Annotated in this window: 25 protein-coding genes; 13 read left to right on the top strand and 12 right to left on the bottom strand. The window is 65.3% G+C overall.

The window, feature by feature from the left end:
- The first annotated feature begins 64 nt into the window (after positions 1-64).
- Genes EB835_RS14780 through ehuA form a run of 4 tightly spaced genes read left to right on the top strand, consistent with a single transcriptional unit; the run spans position 65 to position 3,246 of the window.
- A complete protein-coding gene (locus tag EB835_RS14780) occupies positions 65-946 on the top strand; it encodes a transporter substrate-binding domain-containing protein (RefSeq protein ID WP_135810222.1) in 882 nt (293 codons plus the stop codon).
- 20 nt (positions 947-966) lie between these two features.
- The gene (gene ehuC / locus EB835_RS14775; protein WP_135810221.1) at positions 967-1,797 is read left to right on the top strand and encodes an ectoine/hydroxyectoine ABC transporter permease subunit EhuC; all 831 of its coding nucleotides are present in this window, start codon (positions 967-969) and stop codon (positions 1,795-1,797) included.
- Positions 1,797-2,453: an ectoine/hydroxyectoine ABC transporter permease subunit EhuD gene (gene ehuD / locus EB835_RS14770; protein ID WP_135810220.1), complete on the top strand. Its 657-nt coding sequence runs from the start codon at positions 1,797-1,799 to the stop codon at positions 2,451-2,453. The genes ehuC and ehuD overlap by 1 nt, the downstream gene beginning before the upstream one ends.
- Positions 2,440-3,246, top strand: coding sequence for an ectoine/hydroxyectoine ABC transporter ATP-binding protein EhuA (ehuA, locus tag EB835_RS14765; RefSeq protein WP_135810219.1), 807 nt, complete (start codon positions 2,440-2,442; stop codon positions 3,244-3,246). The genes ehuD and ehuA overlap by 14 nt, the downstream gene beginning before the upstream one ends.
- Here ehuA and rsmD read toward each other — a convergent pair.
- The 4 genes from rsmD to thiL are packed head-to-tail and all read right to left on the bottom strand — an operon-like array spanning position 3,243 to position 8,589.
- On the bottom strand, positions 3,243-3,830 hold the full coding sequence (gene rsmD / locus EB835_RS14760; protein ID WP_135810218.1) for a 16S rRNA (guanine(966)-N(2))-methyltransferase RsmD: 588 nt from the start codon (positions 3,828-3,830) through the stop codon (positions 3,243-3,245). The two genes, ehuA and rsmD, sit on opposite strands and share 4 nt — an antisense overlap.
- Positions 3,831-3,840: 10 nt before the next feature.
- A complete protein-coding gene (locus EB835_RS14755; protein WP_135810217.1) occupies positions 3,841-5,988 on the bottom strand; it encodes an ATP-dependent DNA helicase RecG in 2,148 nt (715 codons plus the stop codon).
- Positions 5,985-7,577, bottom strand: coding sequence for a DAK2 domain-containing protein (locus tag EB835_RS14750; RefSeq protein ID WP_135810216.1), 1,593 nt, complete (start codon positions 7,575-7,577; stop codon positions 5,985-5,987). The genes EB835_RS14755 and EB835_RS14750 overlap by 4 nt, the downstream gene beginning before the upstream one ends.
- A gap of 1 nt (position 7,578) precedes the next feature.
- Positions 7,579-8,589 (bottom strand): thiamine-phosphate kinase, encoded by a 1,011-nt coding sequence (gene thiL / locus EB835_RS14745; protein WP_135810215.1) that lies wholly within the window; start codon positions 8,587-8,589, stop codon positions 7,579-7,581.
- A 32-nt stretch (positions 8,590-8,621) separates the two neighbouring features.
- Between thiL and EB835_RS14740 the strand changes: the two genes are divergently transcribed.
- Positions 8,622-9,146 carry a DUF3515 domain-containing protein gene (locus EB835_RS14740; RefSeq protein WP_135810214.1) on the top strand — a complete coding sequence of 175 codons (525 nt, stop codon included), beginning with the start codon at positions 8,622-8,624 and terminating at the stop codon, positions 9,144-9,146.
- Positions 9,147-9,150: 4 nt separating this feature from the next.
- On the opposite strand, the gene EB835_RS14735 is transcribed toward EB835_RS14740, so the two are convergent.
- The 7 genes from EB835_RS14735 to leuC form a co-directional block, all read right to left on the bottom strand.
- Complete coding sequence (locus EB835_RS14735; protein ID WP_135810213.1) at positions 9,151-10,266, bottom strand: D-alanine--D-alanine ligase family protein; 1,116 nt, start codon at positions 10,264-10,266, stop codon at positions 9,151-9,153.
- A 93-nt stretch (positions 10,267-10,359) separates the two neighbouring features.
- Positions 10,360-10,893 carry a YbhB/YbcL family Raf kinase inhibitor-like protein gene (locus tag EB835_RS14730; protein WP_135810212.1) on the bottom strand — a complete coding sequence of 178 codons (534 nt, stop codon included), beginning with the start codon at positions 10,891-10,893 and terminating at the stop codon, positions 10,360-10,362.
- A gap of 45 nt (positions 10,894-10,938) precedes the next feature.
- On the bottom strand, positions 10,939-11,952 hold the full coding sequence (locus tag EB835_RS14725) for an NAD(P)H-dependent glycerol-3-phosphate dehydrogenase (RefSeq protein WP_135810211.1): 1,014 nt from the start codon (positions 11,950-11,952) through the stop codon (positions 10,939-10,941).
- Positions 11,949-12,716: a lysophospholipid acyltransferase family protein gene (locus EB835_RS14720; RefSeq protein WP_135810210.1), complete on the bottom strand. Its 768-nt coding sequence runs from the start codon at positions 12,714-12,716 to the stop codon at positions 11,949-11,951. The genes EB835_RS14725 and EB835_RS14720 overlap by 4 nt, the downstream gene beginning before the upstream one ends.
- Positions 12,713-14,029, bottom strand: a complete 1,317-nt coding sequence (murA, locus tag EB835_RS14715; protein ID WP_135810209.1) for a UDP-N-acetylglucosamine 1-carboxyvinyltransferase — start codon at positions 14,027-14,029, stop codon at positions 12,713-12,715. The genes EB835_RS14720 and murA overlap by 4 nt, the downstream gene beginning before the upstream one ends.
- Before the next feature lie 193 nt (positions 14,030-14,222).
- Entirely contained in the window at positions 14,223-14,822 is a 600-nt protein-coding gene (leuD, locus tag EB835_RS14710) for a 3-isopropylmalate dehydratase small subunit (protein ID WP_135810208.1), read from the bottom strand.
- A gap of 16 nt (positions 14,823-14,838) precedes the next feature.
- Positions 14,839-16,323 (bottom strand): 3-isopropylmalate dehydratase large subunit, encoded by a 1,485-nt coding sequence (gene leuC, locus EB835_RS14705; protein ID WP_135810207.1) that lies wholly within the window; start codon positions 16,321-16,323, stop codon positions 14,839-14,841.
- A 175-nt stretch (positions 16,324-16,498) separates the two neighbouring features.
- Here leuC and EB835_RS14700 point away from each other — a divergent pair, with 175 nt between their 5' ends.
- The 8 genes from EB835_RS14700 (at position 16,499) to EB835_RS14665 (ending at position 25,066) form a co-directional block, all read left to right on the top strand.
- Positions 16,499-17,215 (top strand): IclR family transcriptional regulator, encoded by a 717-nt coding sequence (locus tag EB835_RS14700; protein WP_135810206.1) that lies wholly within the window; start codon positions 16,499-16,501, stop codon positions 17,213-17,215.
- A gap of 98 nt (positions 17,216-17,313) precedes the next feature.
- Positions 17,314-18,072 (top strand): DeoR/GlpR family DNA-binding transcription regulator, encoded by a 759-nt coding sequence (locus EB835_RS14695; RefSeq protein WP_135810205.1) that lies wholly within the window; start codon positions 17,314-17,316, stop codon positions 18,070-18,072.
- Positions 18,073-18,183: 111 nt separating this feature from the next.
- Positions 18,184-19,278: an ABC transporter substrate-binding protein gene (locus tag EB835_RS14690; RefSeq protein WP_135810204.1), complete on the top strand. Its 1,095-nt coding sequence runs from the start codon at positions 18,184-18,186 to the stop codon at positions 19,276-19,278.
- Between the two features lies 1 nt (position 19,279).
- Positions 19,280-20,836 (top strand): sugar ABC transporter ATP-binding protein, encoded by a 1,557-nt coding sequence (locus tag EB835_RS14685; protein WP_240688767.1) that lies wholly within the window; start codon positions 19,280-19,282, stop codon positions 20,834-20,836.
- Positions 20,833-21,801, top strand: coding sequence for an ABC transporter permease (locus tag EB835_RS14680; RefSeq protein WP_135810203.1), 969 nt, complete (start codon positions 20,833-20,835; stop codon positions 21,799-21,801). The genes EB835_RS14685 and EB835_RS14680 overlap by 4 nt, the downstream gene beginning before the upstream one ends.
- The gene (locus tag EB835_RS14675; protein ID WP_135810202.1) at positions 21,798-22,850 is read left to right on the top strand and encodes an ABC transporter permease; all 1,053 of its coding nucleotides are present in this window, start codon (positions 21,798-21,800) and stop codon (positions 22,848-22,850) included. The genes EB835_RS14680 and EB835_RS14675 overlap by 4 nt, the downstream gene beginning before the upstream one ends.
- A gap of 207 nt (positions 22,851-23,057) precedes the next feature.
- On the top strand, positions 23,058-24,755 hold the full coding sequence (locus tag EB835_RS14670; RefSeq protein WP_135810201.1) for a sodium:solute symporter family protein: 1,698 nt from the start codon (positions 23,058-23,060) through the stop codon (positions 24,753-24,755).
- Positions 24,756-24,772: 17 nt separating this feature from the next.
- A complete protein-coding gene (locus tag EB835_RS14665; protein WP_168216749.1) occupies positions 24,773-25,066 on the top strand; it encodes a hypothetical protein in 294 nt (97 codons plus the stop codon).
- Positions 25,067-25,091: 25 nt separating this feature from the next.
- Here the strand turns inward: EB835_RS14665 and EB835_RS14660 are convergent, their stop codons facing one another.
- Entirely contained in the window at positions 25,092-25,931 is an 840-nt protein-coding gene (locus tag EB835_RS14660; RefSeq protein ID WP_135810199.1) for an alpha/beta fold hydrolase, read from the bottom strand.
- Positions 25,932-26,193: the final 262 nt, after the last annotated feature.

The raw sequence follows: 26,193 nt of genomic DNA, 5'->3' as shown, positions 1-26,193 counted from the left end.
ATTGAATACTGTTTCAGAGACGCACGTCACGCTGATGTGTCGACGTTCAAGGAAGGAACAGCAAATGAAACTCAAAGGACTGGCCGCCGCGACATCGATCCTCGCGCTGACGCTCACCCTCGGTGCCTGCGGTGGAAGCGACTCAGACAAGTCGACTCTGCAGAAGGCCATCGACGACGGAAAGATCTCCGTCGGCTTCGCCGGCGAAGCCCCGTACAGCTTCGAAGAGGGCGGTGAGCTCCAAGGAGCTTCCGTCTCACTGGCGAAGGCCGTGTTCAAGGAGCTTGGCGTCGACGACGTCGAAGGCGTCAACACCGAGTTCGGTTCGCTCATCCCCGGCCTCAACGCCGATCGCTTCGACGCGATCTCGGCCGGTATGTCGATCCTGCCCGACCGGTGCGAGCAGGCCTCCTTCGGTGATCCCGAGTTCATGTACACCACAGCCCTGATGACCAAAGAGGGCAAGCTGGATGGAATGAAGGACATGGAGGATGTCAAGGACAAGGGCCTCAAGCTTGCCACCATGACCGGCGCCATTGAGAACACCATGTACGCGAAAGAGCTCGGCATCAAGACGCAGGAGGTCGGCACCCCGCAGGACGGTATGGACGCCGTGACGACCGGCCGCGCCGATGTCTTTGCGCTGACCGCCATCTCGCTCAACTGGATGGAGAAGAACACCGAGGATTCCGGTGTCGAGGTCAGCGATTCCTTCGTCCAGGAGATCGACGGTGTCCCGCAGGTCGGTGCCGGCGCCACGGTCTTCCGCACCGACGAAAAGGAACTCCGCGACGAATGGAACAAGGGTCTGGACAAGATCGTCTCCGATGAGAAGTCCTACCTCGACGTCGTCGGCGACTACGGATTCACGAAGGAAGAGCGCCCTGACGGTTCGATCACGACCGATCAGCTGTGCAAGGGCGAACTTCCCACCGCTGATTCCTGAGTCGACTCCTCTCACGCACTATGAATGACAATGTCACGACGTTGCTGAACTTCCTTCCACAGCTGTGGGAGGGAGTTCAGACAACCATCATCCTCACGGTCGCCGGCAGCATCGGGGCCGTGCTCATCGCAATCATCCTCGGTCTGTCGATGACCTCGCCGAGCGCATGGCTGCGCGTCCCGGCCCGCATCATCGTCGAATTCTTTCGCGGCACCTCTCTGCTCGTGCAGCTGTTCTGGCTGTTCTTCGTCTTGCCCCTTTTCGGGTTCGATCTCGATCCCATGGCCTGCGGCATCGGAGCGCTGGCGCTCAACTACGGAGCCTATTGCGCTGAGGTGGTCCGATCCTCGATCAAGACCGTGGCCCCGGGGCAATGGGAGGCCGCGATCGCGCTCAGCCTCTCCCCCACTCGCCGCATGATCCGCGTGATCTTCCCACAGGCCTGGGCTCTCATGATCCCGTCGATCGCGACCCTGCTCATCCAGCTGCTCAAGGGCACGGCCGTCGTCTCCTTCATCACGCTGTCCGATCTCACGGACAAGACCACTCAGCTGCGCCAGTCGACCGGCGACACGATGTTCGCCTTCTCGGTCAGCCTCATCATCTACTTCGCGCTGGCATGGCTGCTCCAGGAACTCATGAACTTCCTCGAACGCAGGGCCGCGTCCGCGCTCGGCCGCAGACGCCCGAACTCGCGCACGGATCGCCGCGAGGCCCGTCGCCTCGCTCGCGCAGACGCTGTGCGCCGAGATCGCCTCGCCTCGCATGCTGCAGCGAATGAGGGCGCCAACCACAGCACTGGTGCGGATCCGACGAAGAATCCCTTCCCCGGACAGGGAGGTGGCCTCTGATGTGGAATTGGGAATTCGCCGTCGAGGCGCTGCCGATCCTGCTCCGCGGATTCGTCAACACACTGATCGCCACCGTCGTCGGCACCGTGATCGCCGCGATCCTCGGACTCATCCTCGCTGTGGCCATCCGCGGTCTGCCGCGCTGGATCAACTGGCTCGTCCGGCTCCTTGTGGCATTTGTCCGCAACACCCCGCTGGTCGTTCAGCTGCTGTTCGTCTACTACGCGTTCTCGGACATTCCGGGGCTTGTCGATGTCCCTGCGCTTGTCATCGGCTTCATCGTCATCGGCATCCACTATTCGACGTACATGTCCGAAAGCTACCGGGCCGGCATCGACTCGGTGCCGCCGGGCCAGTTCGAGGCGGCCACCGCGCTGTCGCTGCCGCCGGTGCGCACGTTCACCGCGATCGTGCTGCCGCAGGCGCTGCGGGCGACCATCCCGTCGCTCGGCAACTACGCGGTCGCGATGTTCAAGGACACGCCGTTCCTGTTCGCGATCTCCGTCGTCGAGCTCGTGACCGCGGCGAAGAATTTCGGCGGTTCGACCTTCGCCTACACGGAAGCCTTCACCCTGGCCGGAATCATCTTCCTCGCCGCCAGCTACCCGACCTCACTGCTCATTCAGAGATTGGATCGACGCCTTGCCACCTACTGAGAACACCCCAACGACTGCCTCCGCTTCGTCGAGCCCGGCGATCGAGTTCACCGATGTGGAGAAGAGCTTCGGGCCGACCACAGTGCTCAAGAACCTCAACTTCACGGTGGCTCCCGGTGAACGCGTCACCCTCATCGGGCCCAGCGGTTCGGGCAAGACGACGATCCTGCGCCTGGTGATGACGCTCGAGGAGCTCACCGACGGCTACATCTTCGTCGACGGTCAGCCTCTGACGTTCGAGAACCGTGGCGGCAAGCGGGTCGAGCTGCCGAAGAAGCGCACGCGTGAGATGACCACGCGCATCGGCATGGTCTTCCAGCAGTTCAATCTGTTCCCGAATATGACCGTGCTCGAGAACATCATCGAAGCTCCCGTCCATGTGCTCGGCAAGTCCAAGGCCGAGGCGAGCAAGGAGGCCAAGGAGCTGCTCGAACGCGTGGGTCTGGCCGACAAGGCCGATGCCCACCCGACGCGTCTCTCCGGCGGTCAGCAGCAGCGTGTGGCGATCGCCCGTGCTTTGGCGATGAGTCCTGAGATCCTCCTCCTCGACGAGGTCACCTCAGCGCTCGACCCGGAGCTCGTCGGGGACGTGCTCGGAGTGCTGCGCGATATCGCAGAGACCACGGACATCACGATGCTGCTGGTGACTCATGAGATGCAGTTCGCCCGCGATGTCTCGCATCGGGTGATGATGTTCGACGGCGGTCAGGTCCTCGAAGAGGGCCCGCCGGATCAGATCTTCAACAACCCGCAGCACGAGCGCACCCGCTCGTTCCTCTCCAGTGTGCTCTAGTTCGCTTCCGGCTCCGCCGTGAGCTGGACGAAGTGGACAGCGGTCTCACCGAAGGTCTTCGACCGGAACACCTCCAGGCCCGTAGGCATCGCCGGTTCCGGTGAGCGCGCGGCCCGTTCGACGATGACGATCGATTCCATATCGAGATGCGCTGCGAGCCGCCGGAGGATCTGCGTGACCGCGTCCTCTCCGAGCGGGTAGGGCGGGTCCATGAAAACGAGGTCGAAGACCCGCGACTCCGGATCGTCTGGTCCGGGCAGCCCTGCCAGGAAGTGAAGCACATCGCCGGCGTGCACGTCGGCCGAGTGGTCGAGTCCGAGCTTGTCCGCATTCGCCTGCAGTGTGCGGATCGAGGTCAGCGAGGAATCGACGAAATCGACCTGCGCGGCTCCCCGCGACATCGCTTCGAACCCCAGGCCCCCGGACCCGGCGAAGAGGTCGAGGACGTTCGCGGCCGGCAGGACCCCGTAACCCTCGAGCATGGAGAACAGGGACTCCTTGACCCGGTCGGACGTCGGCCTGGTGTTCGCCCCCGACGGGGAGGTCAGCCTGGCACCCTTGTGGGCTCCGGCGATGATTCTCATGTCTGCTTCCTCAGCCTGCCTCGATGAAGTGGGCGTCGTCCTCGGGCAGGACGCGCCGGATGAACGCCCGCAGCGCAGGCACCGCTTCGAGAGTGGGGTCGATGGAGACGATCTGTTCGGCGATCTTCTTCGCTTCGGCCACGATCTCGGAGTCGCGGAGGATCGACAGGTGCCGCAGAGAGGACCCGCCCCACTGAGAACCGCTGAGCACGTCGCCTTCGCCGCGGGCGTCGAGGTCGTATTCGGCCAAGGCGAACCCGTCCAGCGTCTGCGCCACGGCCTGCAGGCGTCCGTAGCTCTCATCCGTCTCACTCATCTCGGTGAGCAGGAAGCACATGGCCGAGCTGCCGTCACGGCCGACGCGCCCGCGCAGCTGGTGCAGCTGAGCGACGCCGAAGTTCTCGGCTTCGATGATGACCATCATCGTCGCCCGTGACACGTCGACGCCGACCTCGATGACCGTCGTCGAGACGAGGATCTCGATGCTGCCCTTGTCGAAGTCCGCGAGCATCCGATCCTTCTCCGCGGCCGACATCCGACCGTGCAGCAGACCGAACCTCTTGCCCGCGAGTTCGGGAGTCTCCTGGAGTTTGCGCGTGATGTCCTCGATCCCCTGCTTCTGCCCGAGAACCTCCCCGGATTCCGGATCTTCGATGTCCGTGGGTTCGATCCGCGGGAACACGACGAAGACTCCCCTCCCGTCCTCGACGGTCTGCTTCATCAGCTCCCGCACCCGGGCGTACCAGTTCGGCTGCTCGACGATCGGCACCACATGCGTGGCGATGTCCTTCGGGCCTGCCGGCATCTCGTCCAGTGTAGAGATGTCGAGGTCGGCGAAGACCGTCATCGCCACGGTGCGCGGGATCGGGGTCGCCGACATCACGAGCGTATGCGGGGTCGTCTTCCCGCCCTTGGCGCGCATCGCCTCTCGCTGTTCGACACCGAACCGGTGCTGCTCGTCGACGACGATGAGGCCGAGGGCGGCGAACATCGTCGATTCCGACAGCAGCGCATGAGTGCCGACGACGATGTCGATATTCCCGGTGGCCAGGTCGAGGGCGAGTTCGCGACGCTCCTTCGCCGGCATCGACCCGGTCATCAGCGCCACCGTGACCTGATCGTCGTCGGCCAGCAGCGGCGACAGTGCCATCTGCTGCCCGAGGAAGGCCTGAATGGAATGGAAATGTTGGGCCGCGAGCACCTCGGTGGGGGCGAGCATAGCGGCCTGGGCACCGGAATCCACCGCGGTGAGCATGGCCCGCAGAGCCACGAGAGTCTTCCCCGAGCCGACATCACCGTGGAGGAGCCGGTGCATCGGCCGATCGGCGGCCATGTCCTCAGCGATCTCCTCACCGACCCTGGTCTGGGAGGCGGTGAGGGTGAAGGGCAGTCCGTCGTCGAGGCGGCGGCTCTTCGCCGCTTGGGTCAGCAGCGGAGTCGCCTTTTCCTGAGCCAGGGTGGCTTTGCGGGAGGCGAACTCGGTCTGCAGGGCGAGCGCTTCCTCCCATTTCCACCGCAGCCGGGCCCGTTCGACGTCCTCGATCGTCCGCGGACGGTGCATATCCTCGAGCGCGGTGCGCAGATCCGGCAGCTGATGAGTCTCCCGCAGACCCTTGGGCAGAGGGTCGTCGAATTCTTCGTCCCCGGCGACGGTGAGCAGAGTCTTGATCGAACTCCACAGCCGGGACTGGGCGATGCCTTTGACGGCCGGGTAGATCGGAAACGGCGAATTGAGGTCCTCGGGAGTCCACTCGTGGTCGTCCTCGGTGCGGTTGAGCCAGACCGGAGACGCCAGGGTCAGCTGTCCCCGGAACGATTCGACCTTGCCGCCGAAGACGACGGTCAGTCCCGGGGTCAGCGACTTCTCCAGCCAGTGCTGATTGAAGAATGCGATCTTCATCGACTGCTGTCCGTCGTGGACGATGACCTCGGTGATGGTTCCGCGTCGCTGCTTCATCCGCCGCGTCTCCACCCGGATGACTTCGGCCTGGACGATCGCGGTCTCTCCCAGCGGCAGGGCGCCGAGTTCGGTGCGTTCCCCGGGCACGAGGTAGCGGCGCGGAAAGAAGCGGAGCAGGTCGGTGACCGAATGCACCCCGCGTTTGGCGAGGTGAGTGCGGTCGGCCTTGCGGAAGTTGTCTTCGAGTCGGGTCGTCATTCGACCCCCATGATCACGAGCACCCCGGGGTCTCTGGCATCGATGTCCTGGAAGTGGACGGTCTCATGTGACTTCTGGATCCAGCCCCGCAGGTGCTCGAGCACTTCCGGGGCGCAGTCGGGTCCGTGGACGACGGTGAGCAGCTCTCCCCCGGCCCCGAGCAGCCGATCGGCAAGCTTCTCGACCAAGGTCCGCAGCTCCGTGCTCTGGGTCTTCGCTCTGCCTTCGATGAAGACCCGGTAGAACTGCGCCGGATGTGCCGCAGACGCTCCTGCACCTGCGCGGCCCCCTCCATCCTCACTGATGATCGGCAGCATCCCGGTCGGCGGGTCGGAGGCGAGCTGGTCGGCCGAATAGATCGTGCCCACCCGGGTGCCCGCGGCCGCTTCGGTCATATCTGCGAAGATCTCCGCCGCCGGGGCAAAGGGATCGTAGACGGCCAGAGCCGAGAGCAGGGTGCCGACGTTGCGGGAGCGCACGACGTGGGCACTCAGTCCGGTCAGTGACTTCAGCGCCGAGGTGGAGCTGGGGATGACGATGACCTCCCGGTCCTCGGCGGCGATGAGTTCGGACATCGTCTCGAACAGGTCCCCCACTTCCGGGGTCAGCGCCGTGGCCCCGTTGAGCGCGGTGTGCATGAGCAGTCCCGTGCCTGTGACCAGGGCGATGAGCTTCGTCTCGCCCTCCTCCTCGTGCATGCGCAGGTCTTCCATATCGAGCCGGGCGATCCCGTATTCGCCGAGGTGGTCGATGACGCCTGCGGCGGTCGCTTCGTCGGCGACGTGGACGTGGACCTTGGCCGCGTTGATGACGATGGAGGTCCCGCCGAGGCGGTCGAGTTCGTCCGCGAGCGCGTCCGTGGGTGTGGTGGCGAGGATGGCGACGATCTCGAGTTCGTCGGCGGTGGCTTCGTGGATGATCTTCGGGGCTCGGGCCACCTCGGCGAGCATCGAATCCTGTGGGGTGCGGCCGGTGACGGTGGCGTAGAGGAGGTCGAAGAGTTCGACGATTCCCGTCGATCCGGCGTCGACGACTTCGGCTTCACGCAGCACGGTGAGCTGTCCGGTGGTCTCACGCAGTGCAGATCGGGAGCGTTCGCGCACGGCTTCGATGACCTCGAGAAGGTCGGCCCCGTCGTCGGCGCGTTCGCGGGCTTCGGTGGCCATGGCGTCGAGGACGGTGAGCATGGTGCCGTCGACGGGCCTGGCGACAGCGGAGCGGGCCCGGTCGGAGGCGGTCTCCAGGGCAGTGGCCATGGCGTCGGCAGTGGCGACGGTGACTCCGGCCAGGGCGTCGGCGACTCCTTGCAGAGCGACGGCGAGGATGAGTCCGGAGTTGCCGCGGGCACCGCGTCCGGCCCCGGCGGCGAGCGCTGCGACGACGTGCGGGAGGGTGACGGGGCCGGTGAGCTCTTCGACGGCGAGGTAGGCGGCACGCAGAGTGTGGTACATGTTCGTTCCGGTGTCGCCGTCGGGGACGGGGAAGACGTTGAGTTCGTCGATCTCGGTGCGTTCCTTGCGCAGCCGGTCGACCGCGCGGCGGGCCCAGCGTGCGGCCAGACGACCGTTGAGGCTGATGGCGTTGCTCATGTCACTTCCCGAAATGGCTGAAACCGCTCGCCGGCACGGGTGTGCCGTCGAGGCTGACATCGTGTCCGGTGCGGGTCCGTCCGATTCTCCGCCAGCCTACTCCAGGCGCGGCGGCCGACGGCGCAGACGCGGCGAAGCCGTGGTCTTCTCCCCCATCGAGGACCCAGGACAGGGCCAGATCCTCTGCCGTTTCAGCTCGCCCGGCGCTCGTTCGTGCGGCGAGCACGAACTCGGCCGCCGGCAGCAGCGGATCGACGAGGTCACGGAGCAGGGCCCGGTCGAGGTCGATTCCCACTCCCGAGGCGTCCGCCACCCGGGCGAGGTCGAGGCTGAGCCCGTCGGAGACGTCGATCATCGCCGAGGCGGTCCCGAGCGTGAGCAGTGCGCCGTAGTCCGGCTGTGGAGCCAGCTGGGAATCGATGAGCGCGGCGAGTTCGGGGGCGGCGGTCTCGCGCCGCAGCCCGGAGAAGAGCAGGTCGAGACCGGCGGCCGCACGGCCGACCGTCCCGGCCAGATAGAGCCCGTCGCCGGGCCGAGCACCGGAGCGCAGAATCCCGGTCCTCTCCCCCAGCGTCCCGAGTGCCGTGACGGCGATGACGATGAGGCCGGATGACGACAGGTCCCCGCCGATGATCGGCACGGTGCACTCCAGCGCAGTCCCTGCGCGTTCCGCCTCGTCGAAGAGGCCCGAGTAGAGGGCCTCGAGGTCGGCGATGTGCGTGTCATCGGGGACGGCCAGGGACACGAGCAGTCCGTGCGGGCAGGCGCCCATGGCGCACACATCGGCGAGGTTCTGGGCCGCGGCCTTGCGTCCGAGCAGGTCCCAGTCCAACCAGTCGCGAGTGAAGTCCTCGTTCTCCACGAGCATGTCCGCAGTCGTGACGAGCCGGCCGTCCGGTGCTGTCACGGCCGCGTCGTCTCCGGGTCCGATGATCACGTGCGCGCTGTCGGGATTGCGGGTGAGCACGCGGGAGATGATGTGTGATTCGCCAAGTTCGGACAGTCGGGTCATGGCTCCAGGTTATCGGGAGTTACGGTAGTCCTATGAGATCTCGCCCTGCTTCGACGCGCCGCTTCACGCGGTCTGCGCCCCGTCGTCGTTCTCTCACCTTCGTCGCGTTGGCCACCGTGCTCACCGGTCTCGCAGTGACCGGGTGTGCACGCACCGTCATCATCGAACCGGCCAAGGACGCGGCGAACCCGAAGTGTGCCGACATCATCCTCACCCTGCCCGATGAGATCTCGGGTTCGAAGGCACGCACGACCTCCTCGCAGGGTACGAAGGCATGGGGAGATCCCAATGTCGCGGTGCTGCGCTGCGGAGTCACTCCTCCCGGTCCGACGACCGATCAGTGTGTGAACGTGTCCGGGGTCGATTGGATCTCGAAGCCGGCGGAGGACGACGATTCGACGTGGAAGTTCACCAGCTACGGGCGCACGCCCGCAGTCGAGGTGCTGGTCAACCGCAAGGCCGAATCCGGCAACGACGTCCTTGCTGCGATCTCACCGACTCTGTCGAAGTTCCCACCCGAGGACGAATGCGTCGGCGCCGAGGACGTCGACGGTTAGCGGACTACTTCGAGCGGGCGTGATCGACGAGCGCGATCGAGATGAGTTCGCCGATGAGTTCGGAGTACTCGAGCCCGGACTGTGCCCACATGAACGGGTACGCCGAGGTGGGGGTGAATCCGGGCAGGGTGTTGAGTTCGTTGATGACGACGTCGCCGGTGTCGGTGACGAAGGTGTCGACGCGGGCCAGTCCGGTGCAGTCGAAGAGACGGAACACTGCGGCGGCCAGCTCCTGAACACGGGCCGTCGCCTGCTCGTCGAGGTCGGCCGGGCAGGTGACCTCTGCGGCGGAGAGGTCGAGGTACTTGGCGTTGAAATCGTAGAAGGAATGGTCTCCGCTCACGCGGATCTCCCCCGGTGAGGACACACGCAGGTCCGTGTCGTAGACGGACCCGAGCACGGCGCATTCGACCTCGCGGCCGCTGACCTCGGGTTCGACGATGACCTTGGAGTCGTGTTCGAACGCACCGGCCAGAGCCGTGCCCAGGTCGGCCGCCTCGGCGATCCGGCTGACTCCCATGGAGGAACCGGCACGGGCGGGCTTGACGAACACGGGCAGACCGAGTGCGGCCACACGGTCCGCGACCTCTGCACGGTCGGTGGCCCACATCGTTTCGGTGACGAGCTCCCACGGGCAGGTCGGGATCCCGGCCTGGTGCATGAGCGACTTCGTATAGTGCTTGTCCATGCTTGCGGCCGAGGAGAAGACTCCGGAGCCGACGAAGGCGGTGTCGCTGAGCTCGAACAGGCCCTGCAGGGTCCCGTCCTCACCGTAGCGTCCGTGCAGGAGCGGGAAGAACACGTCGACCGACCCCAGTTCGGAACAGCTGCCGTCGGCGTCCCGGTGCAGCAGGGGCGCCCCGTCGGCGGACAGCGGTGGGATCACCTCGGTGCCGTTGTCGGCGACCTCCGGCATATCGTCCGGGTCGAAGCGCATGCTCGCCCAGTCGTCGACGACCCGCCACACGCCGGTCTTCGTGATGCCGATCGGCAGGACGTCGAAGGCTTCGGCGTCGATGGCACCGATCACTCCGGCGGCCGTGACGCAGCTGACGGAGTGCTCGCTCGAACGGCCTCCGAAGAGGACTGCGACAAGGGGCCGGTGATCGTTGTCTGCCATGAGTTTCCTTGCTGAAGTGGTACTCCCGCGAACTGGGGCCGGTCACGGGGTGCGCACAGCGGTTCACGTGTGCGCGGACTGAAAGACTTTAGCTCACTTGGCTTCGAACGTGCATTCCAGCCACGCCCGGCCGATGCCCTTGAAGAACATGTTGAAGCCGGCGAAGGCCGGGGATGCGGATTCGTCGATGCCCAGCGGTTCGGCCAAGGCGGTGACGATGAAGAAGTAGCGGTGCGGCCCATGTCCCTCCGGCGGGGCGGCACCGACGAATCGGGGCTCGCCGGCATCGTTGCGCAGGGTCACCGCTCCGGCGGGCAGCAGGTCCGAGGCCGGGTCACCGGCACCCGTGGGCAGACTCGTGACGGAGGCGTCGAGATCGGTGACGACCCAGTGCCAGAAACCCGAACCCGTGGGGGCGTCGGGGTCGAAGCAGGTCACTGCGAAGGCCTTGGTCTCTTCGGGGAAACCGGACCAGGACAGCTGCGGGGAGATGTCCTGACCACCGGGCACGCCCATGGCACCGGAGAGCTGGGGGCCGGTGAGCACCCCGCCGTCTTCGACATCGGTGCTGGTCAGTCTGAAGGTCGGGAGTTCGGGAAGGTTGTAGAACGGTGAGTTGGCGCTCATGTGTGCTCCTCATTTTCCAACGGGTGGCCTGATGGTCGGATCGGCTCAGGCCGGTGGTCCTTCGTGCTTACGCTTCCGAGACAACAGCAATCCGGCGAGTTCGTCAACCTGCAGCTTTCCGCCCAGCACCGCGCACACGGCTTCGGTGATCGGCAGGTCGACCGCGTATCTGCGGCCGAGGTCGAGCACGGCCGGAGCCGATTTCACGCCTTCGGCCGTCTGCGAGGTATGGGCGATGACATCCTCGAGGCTCATCCCCTCACCGAGGTGGCGTCCGAAGGTGCGATTGCGCGACAGCGGTGAGGCGCAGGTGGCCACGAGATCGCCGAGTCCGGCGAGCCCGGACAGCGTGTGCGCCTCCGCACCCATGGCCGCGGCCAGACGGGAGGTCTCGGCCAGCCCGCGGGTGATGATCGAGGCCTTCGAGTTGTCGCCGAGCTTCTGCCCGTCGGCGATGCCCACGGACAGGGCGATGATGTTCTTGATCGCGCCGCCGATCTCGACGCCGACCACATCGGTGTTCGTGTACGGACGGAAGTACGCGTTCGCACTGATCTCCGCGACCGCCTCGGCGGTGGTGATGTCCGAGGACGCGACGACGGTGGCGGTGGGCTGACGATCGGCGATCTCACGGGCGAGGTTCGGGCCCGAGACGACGGCGATCTGGGATTCTGCGACCTCGGCGACCTCGGCGATGACCTCGGACATGCGTTTTCCGGTGTCGACCTCGATGCCCTTCATCAGGCTCACGAGCTTCACTCCGTGGTGCAGGTGCGGTTTCCACCGGGTGAGGTTCTCCCGCAGGGTCTGGGCGGGGACGGCGAGGACGATGACATCGGCATCGGTGACGGCGGCGATGTCATCGTCGGTCGCGCTCAGACCATCGGGCAGGACCCGCTCGCCCAAATAGCGTTCGTTGGTGTGGGCGGAGTTGATCTCCGCGGCGACCTCGGGGCGGCGCGCCCAGAGGGTGACGGGGAAACCGGCGTCGGCGATGACCGCGGCGTAGGTCGTCCCCCACGATCCGGCCCCGACGACGGTGATCTTGTCGACGCTCATTCGCCTGTCTCCTTGCTCTTGAAACGCTGCGGCAGTTCGCGTTCCGACAGTTCGGACACCATCGCCGCCACGGTGTTCTTCACACGCTGGGAGAGCTCTCCCATCGTCTTCTTCTCGCTCCGGTGCTCCCACAGATCCGAATAGTCGATCGAGGGACCGAAGGCGACGACCGTGTCGTGGCTGAAGGGCCGGAAGCGCACCTTCTTCTGCCCGCGCGGGTAGATCGTATTCAGTCCCCAGTGGGCGACGGGGATGATCGGTGCTCCGGTCTCCAACGCCAGTCGGGCGGTGCCGGTCTTGAAGTGCTGGGGCCACAGCTCCGGATCCTTCGTCAGCGTGCCCTCGGGGTAGATGACGACGGTCTGACCGTGAGCCAGTGCGTCCTTCGCATATTCGAGGGAGTCTCCGGCCTGCGCCGAGGAGCGCAGCACGGGGATCTGCCCGATGGTCTTGAGGATCGTGCCGAGCACCCCGCTGAACAGCGTCGACTTGGCGAGGAAGTGCGGCATCCGACCGTTGCGCTTCAGTGCCAGACCGACGAGGATCGGGTCGAGGTGGTTGGCATGGTAGGCGGCGACGATCATGCCGGTGCCGCTCGGCGGCAGGTTGTCGACTCCCCGTACGCTCATCTTCGTGGCGGTGCGCATCAGACCGTACGCGGCCGTGGCCGCGACGGTGCCGGCCCGGTTCTGCGAACGCACCGAGGCGGGGTCGAAGGAGACGAGATCGTGGTCGTTCGCGTCCGGTTCGGTCACCTGGCTCATCCAGTGACCTCGGCACCGAGGCCGATGAGCTTGTCGAGGAAGTTCTCGTAGCCGCGGTTGATCAGTTCGATGCCGTGGACTTCGCTCGTGCCTTGGGCGGCCAGTGCGGCGATGAGGTGGCTGAAGCCGCCGCGCAGATCGGGGACGTCGATGCGGGTGCCCTTGAGGTCAGTGGGTCCAGAGATCACGGCCGAGTGTTGGTAGTTCCGCCGTCCGAAGCGGCAGGGGGTGCCGCCGAGGCATTCGCGGTAGAGCTGGATCTGCGCACCCATATCCCGCAGGGCGTCGGTGAAGCCGAACCGGTTCTCGTACACGGTCTCGTGGATGATCGACAGTCCTTCGGCCTGAGTCATGGCGACGACCAGCGGCTGCTGCCAGTCGGTCATGAAGCCGGGGTGGACGTCGGTCTCGAGGGCGAAGGACCGGAGCTTGCCGCCGGGATGACGGAAGCGGATGCCTGTCTCCTGCACGTCGAATTCGCCGCCGATCTTGCGGAAGACATTGAGGAAGGTGATGAGCTCGGGCTGGCTGGCGCCTGCGACGAAGATGTCTCCGCCGGTGGCCAGTGCGGCCGAGGCCCACGACGCGGTTTCGTTGCGGTCGGGCAGTGCGCGGTGGATGAACCCGCGGAGGGTCTCCACGCCTTCGATGCGCACCACGCGGTCGGTGTCGACGGTGATGATCGCGCCCATCTTCTGCAGCAGCGCAATGAGATCCATGATCTCCGGTTCGATGGCGGCGCCCCGCAGCTCGGTCACGCCTTCGGCGCGCACCGCGGTCAGCAGCACCTGTTCGGTGGCTCCGACGGAGGGGTAGGGCAGCTCGACCTTGGTTCCCTGCAGACGGCTGTGCGCCTTGAGCATGATCCCGCCGGGGGTCTTGTCGACCACGGCTCCGAACTGGCGGAGTACGTCGAGGTGGAAGTTGATGGGACGGTCACCGATATGGCATCCGCCGAGGTCAGGGATGAACGCCTGACCGAGGCTGTGCAGCAGCGGACCGCAGAAGAGGATCGGGATGCGGGAGGATCCGGCGTGTGCGTCGATGTCGACGATGGACCCCTGTGCCACATCGGCCGGGTCGAGGTGGAGCTCACCGTCGGGTTGGTCGTTGTCGGGACCGGAGGTGACGCGGACGCCGTGGAGTTCGAGGAGCCCGGTGACGATCTCGACGTCGCGGATCTGGGGCACGCCGCGCAGCACGGACGGGGTCTCACCGAGCAGGGAGGCCACCATCGCCTTGGGCACCAGGTTCTTGGCGCCGCGGACTCGGACGGTGCCGTCCAGCGGATTTCCCCCACGTACTTCGAGCATGTTCCTCCCTGATTCCGATGACCGGATCCGGGCGGGATTCCACCCGGAGACGGTGCCCGACCGTTGCTGCGGGCACCGTCCTAGACTAACCCAGCCGATGGGATCCCACCGATTCGCCGTGGTCGCATCCGATGGTGACGAAGGACCGCCTCGGCGAGCGTCCGTCGGTTTCGGCGGACCGCCTCGGCAGGGGTCAGACCTTGGCGGGCAGGGTCGTGGGTTTGAAGGAGAATCGGGAGGATTCGTAGGCGACGATCTCGTCTTCCTTGGCCAGGGTGAGGCTGATGTCGTCGTGACCCTCGAGCAGGCGCCAGCGTGTGTAGTCATCGATCTGGAAGGACACGGTGACGGTGTCGCACGTCACGGTCTTCTCGTTCAGGTCGACGGTGATCGAGGTGCCGGGATGGTTCTCGAGGATCTTCCAGATCAGTTCGATGTCATCCTGCTCCAGCTGTGCGGCCAGCAGGCCTTCCTTGCCGGAGTTGCCCCGGAAGATGTCGCCGAACCGGGAGGACAGGACGACGCGGAAGCCGAAGTCCTTGAGCGCCCAGACTGCGTGCTCACGGGACGAACCGGTGCCGAAGTCGGGGCCGGCGACGAGGACGGAGCCGCCTGCGAAGTCGGGGTCGTTGAGGACGAAGTCGTCATTGGTCCGCCACCGGTAGAACAGGGCGTCCTCGAAGCCGGTGCGGGTGACCCGCTTGAGGAACTTCGCGGGGATGATCTGGTCGGTGTCGATATTGGATCGGCGCAGAGGAACGCCGATGCCGGTGTGGGTGCTGAAAGCTTCCATGGCTCTTCCTCCTTTGTCAGTCGTTCGCCGTCACGGGCGTCAGTGTCAGGGACAGGCGGTCATCGGCCCATTCCACGGGTTCGGCGTCCCGTGGCAGGTCAGCGACGTCACCGGGTGAGGACAGGGTGCCGCGCACTGCGGTGGCCGCAGCCACGAGCGGGGACACCAGATGGGTGCGTCCGCCTTTGCCCTGGCGGCCTTCGAAGTTGCGGTTCGAGGTCGAGGCGCAGCGTTCCCCCTCGGCCAGCTGGTCCGGGTTCATCCCCAAGCACATCGAGCAGCCGGCGAAGCGCCATTCGCCGCCGAAGTCCTTGAAGATCCGGTCGAGGCCTTCGCCTTCGGCCTGGAGGCGGACCTTCGCGGAGCCGGGGACGACCATGAAGCGGACGTTGTCGGCCTTCTTCCGTCCGCGGACCACTTCGGCGGCGGCCCGGAGGTCTTCGATCCGGGAGTTCGTGCACGAGCCGAGGAAGACGGTGTCGACTGCGATCTCGCGCAGCGGAGTGCCCGGGGTCAGGCCCATATAGGCCAGGGCATTGGCCGCGGCGGCCTTGTCGTTCTCGTCGTGGAAGTCGTCGGGGCTGGGCACCGAGGCCGACAGCGGCAGACCCTGTCCGGGGTTCGTTCCCCAGGTGACGAAGGGTTCGATATCTTCGGCCTTGAGCACGACCTCGCGGTCGAATTCGGCACCTTCGTCGGTGTAGAGGGTCTTCCAGTATTCGACGGCGGCGTCCCAGTCCTCGCCCTCGGGGGCGTGCGGGCGGCCTTTGACGTATTTGAAGGTCGTCTCGTCGGGGGCGACCATTCCGGCACGGGCTCCTGCTTCGATCGACATATTGCAGATAGTCATCCGGGCTTCCATCGACAGTTGGCGGATGGCCGAGCCGCGGTATTCCTGGACGTATCCCTGTCCTCCGCCGGTGCCGATCTTCGCGATGATGGCGAGGATGATGTCCTTCGCGCTCGAGCCCTCGGGCAGATCGCCGTCGACGGTGATCGACATCGTCTTGAAGGGCTTGAGCGACAGCGTCTGGGTGGCGAGAACATGCTCGACCTCGGAGGTGCCGATGCCGAAGGCCAATGCCCCGAAGGCGCCGTGGGTGGAGGTGTGCGAGTCGCCGCACACGACGGTCGTGCCCGGCTGGGTCAGGCCCAGCTGCGGTCCCACAACATGGACGATGCCCTGATCGGCGTCGCCGAGGCTGTGCAGACGAATTCCGAATTCCTCCGCGTTCTTGCGCAGGGTGTTGATCTGCGTGGCCGAGGTGGGTTCGGCGATCGGCTTGTCGATGTCCCACGTCGGAGTGTTGTGGTCTTCGGTGGCGATGGTCAGGTCGGGGCGGCGCACGGGGCGCCCGGCGAGTCGGAGTCCGTCGAAGGCCTGCGGGCTGGTCACCTCGTGGACGAGGTGGAGGTCGATGTAGATGAGATCCGGCGCACCGTCAACACCTCGTGAGACGACGTGATCGGCCCAGACCTTCTCGGCCAATGTGCGTGGCATGGTTCCTCCCGCCGGTGCAGGGATCTCTGCACCCGATGTAGACCTGACGGGCCGAGGTACGGCACGTCGATGAACTGCGATGTGTGCACTGGAGTGAGTGCGTATTCGAAATCTACTCGCCCGTATCGCAATGCGAACTTGCATCTCGCCCACTGAGACGCGCACAATGGTGTCTATGACAAGCAATGGTAGCGGCGTCGGGGTCATCGACAAGGCCGCAATGGTTCTCTCCGCGCTTGAGGCCGGACCCGCCTCTCTCGCCGAATTGGTGACGCTGACCGGACTGGCACGCCCCACTGCCCACCGCCTGGCTGTTGCCCTCGAATTCCACCGCATCGTCGGTCGTGACCTGCAGGGACGCTTCGTCCTCGGGCCGCGCCTGGCCGAGCTGTCCTCGGCTGCCGGCGAAGACCGTCTGCTGGCCGCGGCCGGGCCCGTGCTGGGCCAGCTGCGCGATCAGACGGGCGAGTCCGCCCAGCTCTTCCGCCGCCAGGGCGATCTGCGCCTGTGCGTGGCCGCGGCCGAGCGTCCGGTGGGTCTGCGTGACTCCGTGCCGATCGGCGCGACCCTGTCGATGCGCGCCGGCTCCGCCGCCCAGGTGCTGCTGGCGTGGGAGGAACCGGACCGCCTGCACACAGGGCTGCGCGGGGCTCGGTTCTCCGCAACCATGCTCTCCGGTGTCCGTCGCCGAGGCTGGGCGCAGTCGATCGCCGAACGTGAGCGGGGCGTCGCCTCGGTGTCGGCTCCCGTGCGCGGACCGAGCAATCGGGTGGTCGCCGCCGTCTCGATCTCCGGACCGGTCGACCGGCTCACCCGTCAGCCCGGTCGGCTGCATGCGAAGTCGGTCATCGATTCCGCGCGTGCGCTGACCGAAGCACTCGTACGCGGCTGAGGCACTCATGCGCGACTGAGCGCGTCTGAATTCTCCACAGGCCCGGGAAGATCACCTTCCCGGGCCTTCTCCGGTCCGCGGGCTTGTACTATGGCCCCATGATCGCCGCTCAGAGACGCAACATCATCGTCGACACGATCGAGAGAGACGGCGCCGTCTCCATCACCGCCTTGTCGGAGAAGCTCGACACCTCGGCGGTGACGATCCGCCGAGACCTCGATCAGCTCGCCGAGGAGGGCAGGCTCATCCGCACCCACGGCGGTGCCGTGCTTGCTTCGAGCGCGCGGGAGTCGAGCTATGCGGAGAAGCTCGAGCAGGCTCTGACCGAGAAGACGGCGATCGCTCGTGCTGCGGCGACTCAGGTGCGCAACGGTGATGTCGTGGCGCTCGGTCCGGGAACGACGACCGAGCTGCTGGCCAAGGAGCTCGTGACCCGTTCCGGTCTGCGCGTGGTGACGAATTCGCTGCTCGTCGCCGAGGCCATGGTCTCCTCCCCCGACAATGAGGTCATCGTCGTCGGCGGCCTGCTGCGACATTCGATCCGCGCCTTCGTCGGCGGCGGGACGGTGTCACAGCTGCTCGGCCTGCGCGCCGACACCGTCTTCCTCTCCGGCAACGGCCTGGCCGCGGACTTCGGCCTGTCGACTCCGGCATTCCCCGTCGCCGACACGGACCGAGCCATGGCCGCCGGGGCAGGCCGCGTCACTGCGCTCGTCGATCATACGAAGGTCGGGCACCGCTCATCGGTGCTCACCGTCCCGACGGACGAGATCCAGCAGCTCATCACGGATTCGAAGAGCGAGGAATCCGAACTCGCTGCCCTGCGTGAGGCAGGCGTCGAGGTCGAGGTCGTGTGATTCTGCGCGTCGCGCAAATCACTACACCTCTACTTCTTGATTGCTTTATTGTGATTCTGATAACTTTTGATCAGTCACGGCAATGGGGCCGTACCGACAGAAGAGGCACAGATGACAATCAGAGAATCGCATTCGGTCTTCCGCTCCACAGCAGTTCGAGTGTGTGCCATCGCTGCAGCAGGAGGACTGCTGCTGTCCGGCTGCACCAACGAAGGCAGCGATCCCGAAGCCTCGGGCGGAGGCGGCGGCGAAGCCGCTCAAGCCGCTGACAGCGCCGGATCTTCGGGCCCCACCTGCACCATGGACGACTACGGCGTCGACAAGGTCGAGATCGAAGGAGCGAAGGTCGGCTTCTCTCAGTCCGAGCCGGATTCCGCGAGCTTTCGCGCAGCTGAAACCAAATCCTTAAAGGATGCGGCTGAGGACGCCGGTGCCGAGCTCGTCGTCACAAACGCCAACAACGAACTGCCCAAGCAGATCAGCGATATCGAGAACCTCCTCAGCCAGAACGTTGACATGCTCGTCATCGCCCCCGTCAACTCCGACGGACTCGACTCGGCGCTGAGCGCGGCCAAGAAGAAGAGTGTCCCCGTCGTGACCATCGACAGAAAGGTCACCAACAAGTCCTGCGACGACTACCTCACCTTCATCGGTTCGGACTTCGTCAAGCAGGGCGAGCGCGCAGCGGATGCCCTGGCCGAGGCCACGGACTCCAAGGCGAAGGTCGCCATGCTGCTGGGGCCATCGGGCAACAACGTCACCGACGGTCGCCAGAACGGCTTCAAAGATCAGGTGAAGGCAGAATACTCGGACATCGAGATCGTCGCCGAGCAGACGGCGAATGCCTCACGCTCGGAAGGCCAGGAGGTCACCGCTCAGCTGCTGCAGTCGAACCCGGAGATCGACGCGGTCTACGCATTCAATGACGAAGAGGGCCTCGGCGCGATGGCCGCGATCCAGGAAGCCGGAAAGGAACCGGGCAAGGACGTCAAGATCGTGTCGATCGACGGCACGAAGAATGCTGTCGATGCCATCATCTCGGGTAAGTACAACGCGGTGATCGAATCGAACCCGCGCTTCGGACCGCTGGTCTTCGACACCTTGAGCAGGTTCTACTCCGGTGAGGAGATCTCGGAGGACATCATCATCAAGGACGGCGAGTACACGCCCGACAACGCCGAAGAACAGGTCGGTCAGGCGTTCTGACGTGATCGGCACATCCCATCCGGCCCCAGCGCAGCCTCCCGAGGAGACTGTGCTGGCGCTGGCCGCACGTGGGCTGAACAAATCGTTCTCCGGTGTCCATGTTCTTCACGACGTCGACTTCTCGCTGCGCCCCGGCACGATCCACACCATCGTCGGTGAGAACGGGGCGGGTAAGTCCACTCTCATCAAATCACTGACCGGGGTCTACCAAGCCGAGACAGGCAGCATCGAGCTTGCCGGCGCGGAAGTCCGGTTCAATCACCCCTCACAGGCACAGGACGCCGGAGTCTCCACGGTCTACCAAGAGGTCAACCTCGTCCCCCTCCTCTCGGTGGCGCGCAATATCTTCCTCGGTCGCGAACCACGCAACCGCCTCGGACTCATCGACTTGCGCGCCCTCAACCGGAGGGCCGCCGAGGTGGTCAGAGATCTCGGCATCGATGTCGACGTGACCGCGGAGCTCGGTGTGCTGGGTCTCGGCGTCCAGCAGATGATCGCACTGGCACGAGCAGTGACAACCGAAGCGCGCGTGGTCATCATGGATGAGCCGACATCCTCCTTGGAACGCCGAGAAGTCGAAGTGCTGTTCTCCGTGGCCCGCAGACTCCGGGACCAAGGAGTGGGCATAGTCTTCATCTCACACCGACTCGATGAGCTGTGGGAGCTCTGCGATGAGGTGACCATCCTGCGCGACGGACGCGTCGTCCACACCGGACCGATGCACGAGCTCGACCGTCGGTCTCTCATCTCGGCCATGCTCGGCCGCGACATCGCCGAACACGGCGTCACCTCATTCACTGAAAGCGATTCTTCCGAAACCGCGGCGGAGGTGGTGCTTGAGGCGAAAGACCTGAGCGCGCCCGGCCGCCTGCATTCAGTCGACGTGACCGTTCGAGAAGGAGAGATCGTCGGCCTGGCCGGACTTCTCGGCTCCGGCCGCAGCGAAATCGTCAAGGCGATCTACGGCGGCCTCGAAACGAGCTCCGGACAGATCACCGTCGAGGGCAGAACGGTCCGACGCGGATCCGTGCCGGCGGCCCTGAGAGCAGGAATCGCGCTGCTGTCCGAGGACCGGAAAGCCGAAGGCATCGTCCCTGAACTCAGCGTCCGCGACAACATCATCCTCGGCATCCTGCCGCGGGTTTCGAATGCCGGAGTGCTGTCGAACCGCAGAATCGATGAACTCGTCGAGCAGTGGATTCGCCGGCTGGGCATCAAGGTCTCGTCCTCCACCCAGCTCCTCTCCGAACTCTCCGGCGGCAATCAGCAGAAGATGCTCATCGCCCGGTGGCTGTGCACCGAGCCCTCGGCGTTCCTCCTCGACGAACCGACTCGCGGCATCGACGTCGGTGCCAAACAGGAGGTGCAGGCTCTCATCGACGAACTGGCGGAGAAGGGCATGGCCGTCGTCCTGATCTCTTCGGAGACCGAAGAACTCGTTGCCGGCTCGGACACCATCCTCGTGCTGCGCGACGGAGAGATCAGCGAGGTCCTGACCGACGACCAGGTGGACAACGCTCGACTTCTGTCAGCCCTGGTCGATGGAGGTCAGCGATGAAGGCCGCTCCCACCACCGCCTCGGTGCCGGGGAAGCGCTCGATGACGGTGCGAGCATGGATCGCGAACTACGGAGTCTATGTCGCTTTGGCCCTGTTGGTGGTCATCAACGCGATCATCACTCCGCACTTCCTCACCGTCGACAACTTTCGCCTGCAGCTCATTCAGACCGCTCCGGTGCTCATCGTGGCACTCGGCATGGCCATGGTCATCGGCACGAAGGGCATCGACCTGTCGGTGGGCAGCGTGATGGCACTGTCGGCAGCCATCATGCCGCTCTACATCGGCTACGGAACCGTGCCGGCGATCCTCGTCGGGATCCTCGCCGGCGGGCTGTCGGGTCTGATGATCGGCGTGCTCGTCTCGTACTTCGGCATCCAACCCATCGTCGCAACCTTGGCCGTGCTCATCGGCGGCCGCGGTCTGGCGAACGTCATCGGCGGTGAGATCAAGAATCTCTCCGACCCCGGACTCGCCGCGCTCGGGTCCGGTTCCGTGCTCGGCATCCCGTATTCGGTGCTCAGCGCCGTCATCCTCGTCCTCATCGTCGCATTCCTGATGCGCCGCACCACGTTCGGAATCATGGTCGAGGCGATCGGCGGCAATAAGCTGGCTGCCGAACTCGCCGGAATCCGCATCAGAACCGTGCTGGTCAGCGTCTATGTCCTCTCCGGGCTGCTCGCCGCGTTTGCCGGAGTCCTCGTGGCCGCCCGCTCCCAGGCCAGTGACCCACGCACCCTCGGACTGCTCATGGAACTCTCTGCGATCGCCGCCGTCGTCATCGGAGGAACCTCGCTGGCCGGAGGGAAAGTGCGCATCCTCGGCACCGTCGGCGGTGCGCTGCTGATGCAGCTCATCGTGTCCACCCTGGTCTCCCACAACATCCCGGACTCCGTCTCCCAGATGGTTCAGGCGGTCGTCATCGTCGTCGCCGTCGCCCTCCAGGTCGGAAGGAGAAAGACATGACCACCGCTTCCACCGCCGAGGCGGCTCCCGCTGGTGCGGGCACGCGGACAAGAGTTGAGAAGCTGGCTCGCCTGACTCAGCGCAACGGTGCCTTGGTGATTCTGCTCGGCCTCATCCTTGTCTCCTCGTTCGCGTTTCCCTCGTTCGCGTCCGTGGGCAACCTCAGCCAGATCGCGCTGCAGGCCGCCTTCCTCGCACCATTGGCTCTGGGCCTGACCTTCGTGATCTTCACCGGGGGCATCGACCTTTCGGTGGGGTCGGTCTTCGCGCTCGGCGGAGTCCTCGCCGCGTGGGCGTCTCAGTACGGATTCCTCACAGCAGTTCTCGTTCCGCTCATCGTGTGCACCCTCATCGGACTCGTCCAGGGCGCGATCGTCGCATTCACCTCGATCCCCTCCTTCATCGTCACCCTCGCCGGGCTGCTCTTCGCCCGCGGTCTGCTCTTGGCGCTGACCGAAGAAGGGTCTGAGACCTATAAGGTGCCCGCTGATGCGGCGTTCCTCGAACTCAGCCGTGGGTCCTTCCTCGGCCTCGGATTTCCCGTGTGGATCGTCATCGTCCTCTTCGCCGTCGGTGTCCTCGTCCTTCACCGCACCTCCTACGGTTCGACTCTGCTGGCCATCGGCGGTCAGCCCGATGCCGCCCGCCTCATGGGTCTGCCGGTGCTGCGCTCGACCCTCATCGTCTTCGCGGTGTCCGGGACCATGGCCGGATCGGCGGGAGCGCTGACCGCGTCGTATACGGCGTCCGGGGTGACCACCCTCGGTGTCGGGCTCGAACTCACCGCGATTGCCGCAGTCGTCCTCGGCGGTACGCTGCTCACCGGCGGTGCTGGAACTGTTGTCGGCTCTCTTGTCGGCGTCGTGCTGCTGCAGGTGGTTGCCAACCTCATCAACCGGATGGGGCTGACGAATTCGAATTGGCAGGCCGTCGTCAATGGTGCTGTGCTGCTCGTCGTCGCCGTCGCTCAGGTGCTGCTGTCTCGGGTTCAGGCAAAGGAGCGAGCACGACGCCGCGGCGGCGAGGCCGACGCGCCCGAACCGGGCTGAAACACGCAGAAACCTTCGTAAGCGCGTAGAAGTGCGCGCTGATGCGTGTGTTCCGCGGCTCCGCCTCAAACGATCAAAACTGTTCAGGTTCGATCACTAGCGATCAGGCTCACAATCCTCTAAAGTGTCCACTCGGGGTGTCACACACCACACGCAGCCTTGCACTGACGCACTTTGCAACCATGCACTGACGCATATGGAGGAACCTTGGAAGCAATCCGCTTGGACGCACAGTGGATCGACTATCTGCTGATAGCGATCTACTTCATCTTCGTCCTCGGAATCGGGTGGTTCGCCAAACGCGGGATCTCCTCGAGCATCGAGTTCCTCCTCTCCGGACGGAGCCTGCCGGCATGGGTCACGGCGCTGGCGTTCGTCTCGGCCAACCTCGGCGCCGTGGAGATCATGGGCATGTCCGCCACGGGCGCTCAGTACGGCATGCCGACGATGCACTACTTCTGGATCGGCGCGGTTCCGGCGATGCTGTTCCTCGGTGTCGTGATGATGCCCTTCTACTACGGATCGAAGGTCCGGTCGGTTCCGGAGTTCATGCGCAGACGCTTCGGCACGGGAGCTCACCTCGTCAATGCGCTGTCCTTCGCCATCGCACAGCTGCTCATCGCCGGAGTCAACCTGTTCCTGCTCGGCACGATCGTCAACCGTCTGCTCGGCTGGCCGCTGTGGATCACGCTCATCGTCGCCGCCGCCATCGTCCTGTCCTACATCACCCTCGGCGGTCTGAGCGCGGCGATCTACAACGAGGTGCTGCAGTTCTTCGTCATCGTCGCGGCCCTCCTGCCGCTGACGCTCATCGGCCTCAACCGCGTCGGCGGCTGGGACGGTCTGGTCGACAAGGTGAGCAATGACGGAATGCTCGGCGCCGAACAGCTGAGCAGCTGGCCCGGCGAGCAGCTCTCCGGCTTCTCCAACCCCATTCTCTCTGTCGTCGGAATCGTCTTTGGCCTCGGCTTCGTCCTCTCCTTCGGCTACTGGACGACGAACTTCGTCGAGGTTCAGCGTGCCATGGCTTCGAAGTCGATCAATGCCGCGCGTCTGACTCCGATCATCGGCGCCTTCCCGAAGATGCTCATTCCCTTCATCGTCGTCGTCCCCGGCATGATCGCCGCTGTGCTCGTTCCGCAGATGTCGCAGTTCAAGGAGATCTCGGCCTCCATCGACGAGGCGGCCGCGCTGGAGCAGACGGGTGTGACGTATAACGATGCGCTCCTGCTGCTGATGCGCGAGGTCCTGCCCAACGGTCTGCTCGGTGTGGCGATCGCCGGCCTCCTCGCCGCGTTCATGGCCGGCATGGCCGCGAACATCTCAGCGTTCAACACGGTCTTCAGCTATGACCTGTGGCAGCAGTACGTGGTCAAGGACCGCGAGGACGACTACTACCTGAAGATCGGCCGCTGGGCCACAATCGGCGCTTCTGTCGTCGCGATCTTCACCGCTCTCATCGCCGGCAACTTCTCCAACCTCATGGACTACCTGCAGACGCTGTTCGGCTTCTTCAACGCCCCGCTCTTCGCCACGTTCATCCTCGGTATGTTCTGGAAGCGGATGTCGGCGACCGCCGGTTGGGTCGGCCTCGTCGGCGGCACGCTTTCGGCCGTGGCCGTGTTCATCCTCGCCGAGACCGGAGTCCTCGACCTGCCCGGTCAGGGTGCCGCGTTCCTCGCCGCGAGCACTGCGTTCATCGTCGACATCCTCCTGTCCGTGATCGTCACCTTCTACACGACACCGAAGCCCGCTGCCGAACTGCGCGGACTGGTCTACTCTGAGACTCCGAAGTCCGACTTCGAGGACCTCAGCGAACCGAAGGCGCCCTTCTGGAAGCGTCCCGTGCCCGTCGCGGGTGTCGCCTTGGTGCTCGTCATCATCCTCAACGTGACCTTCGGCTAAAGGAGCCAATGAGACCCATGAGCAAATCCAACGAACTGACCAAGACCGCAGGCGCGTTCGACGTCCGCAACTTCATCGGTGTGCTGCTGGCGATCTTCGGCGTCATCCTCACGTTCGCCGGAATCTTCGGCTTCACGCCCGACGAAGCCGAACGCACCGGCGGCGTCGACGCGAACCTGTGGACCGGAATCGGCCTCATCATCACCGCTGCCGTCTTCCTCATCTGGGCGAAGCTGCGCCCGATCCGCATCGTCGAGACTCCCGATGATGCAACAGACACCGGCACCGAGGCGGCCCCCGGCACCGACTGATCCCTTGAGCTGATGCGACGCCGGGTCAGAGTGCGGCCATGGCCGTCGCGACCTCGGGGATGTCTGTGGCCGGCACGGCTCTGGACGCCTTGTCGAGGATGAGCAGCCGGGCACCTGGAATCTCCCGTGCGAGCGCCTCTCCATTGCCCAGTGGGAAGAACGGGTCGAGGCGACCGTGCACGACCAGCGTCGGCAGCCGCAGCAGCGGGAGTCTCTGCCTCCAGCGCGGCCTGCAGTCGAGGCGCGAGAACACCGTTCCGAGCTGATCGGCCAGGTGAGCCTGCGCGTCGGAGGCCCGAGTCCGAGCCCAGATCTTCGCAGCGACTGCGCGTGCCTCTGCAGGGTCGTCGCCGAGGATCTGCGCCCCTGCGGACATGAAGTCCGCCACCGATTCGACGTCCGTCCAGTCCGGCTGCGGTCGATCGAACAGCGGGCCCATCGTGGCCTGATCATGATCGGGCAGATCGTCGTCGACGGGTCCGGGAGCGACCGGCCTGGTCCCGATCAGGGTGAGTGCCGAGAACGCATCTGGGTGGTCGAGGGCTGCGATCTGGGCGACCATCCCGCTGATGCCGATTCCCGCCAGATGCGCGGGCCGGTCGTCGAAGGTCCGAGCGAGTTCGGCGGCATCGGCGGCGAGATCTCGCAGAGTGTAGTTCGGCGTTGTGAGGTCGCCCCTGCTTGAGGCTCCGGCATCGCGGAGATCACAGCGCACAACGTGACGTCCCCGCGCTGCCAGGTGCCGGCACAGAGCATCGGGCCAGGACAGCATGGTCGGCGCGCCGAGGCAGAGGACCAGCGGCGATTCCGTTTCGCCGAACTCGTCGACACCGAGGCTCACTCCATCGACTTCGCAGATGTCCATACCGCTCCCCGCCCGCCCTGAGCCATCGCCGCCTGAGCCGTTCCGCTCGCGTCGTCGCTGCCTGAGCCGTTCCGCTCGCGCCATCGCCGCCTGAAGCTCAAGTATGAACCGCCCAGGTCCGCGGAGTCAACGTCCCGACGAGACTCGTAGAAAGTCCCCGCGTTCCAAGGGGTCGTGCCTCACAGAAAAATCCCCGCGAAACACTTCCGCCGGGCAGCAGGGCACGCCGACGATGGGGTCATGGTCGATAAGGACGTTTCGA

This window comes from Brevibacterium sp. S22, from assembly GCF_004745485.1.
Classification (GTDB): domain Bacteria; phylum Actinomycetota; class Actinomycetes; order Actinomycetales; family Brevibacteriaceae; genus Brevibacterium.
Note: the sequence above shows the minus strand (reverse complement) of the source record. Positions and strands in the feature narration are given on the sequence as shown.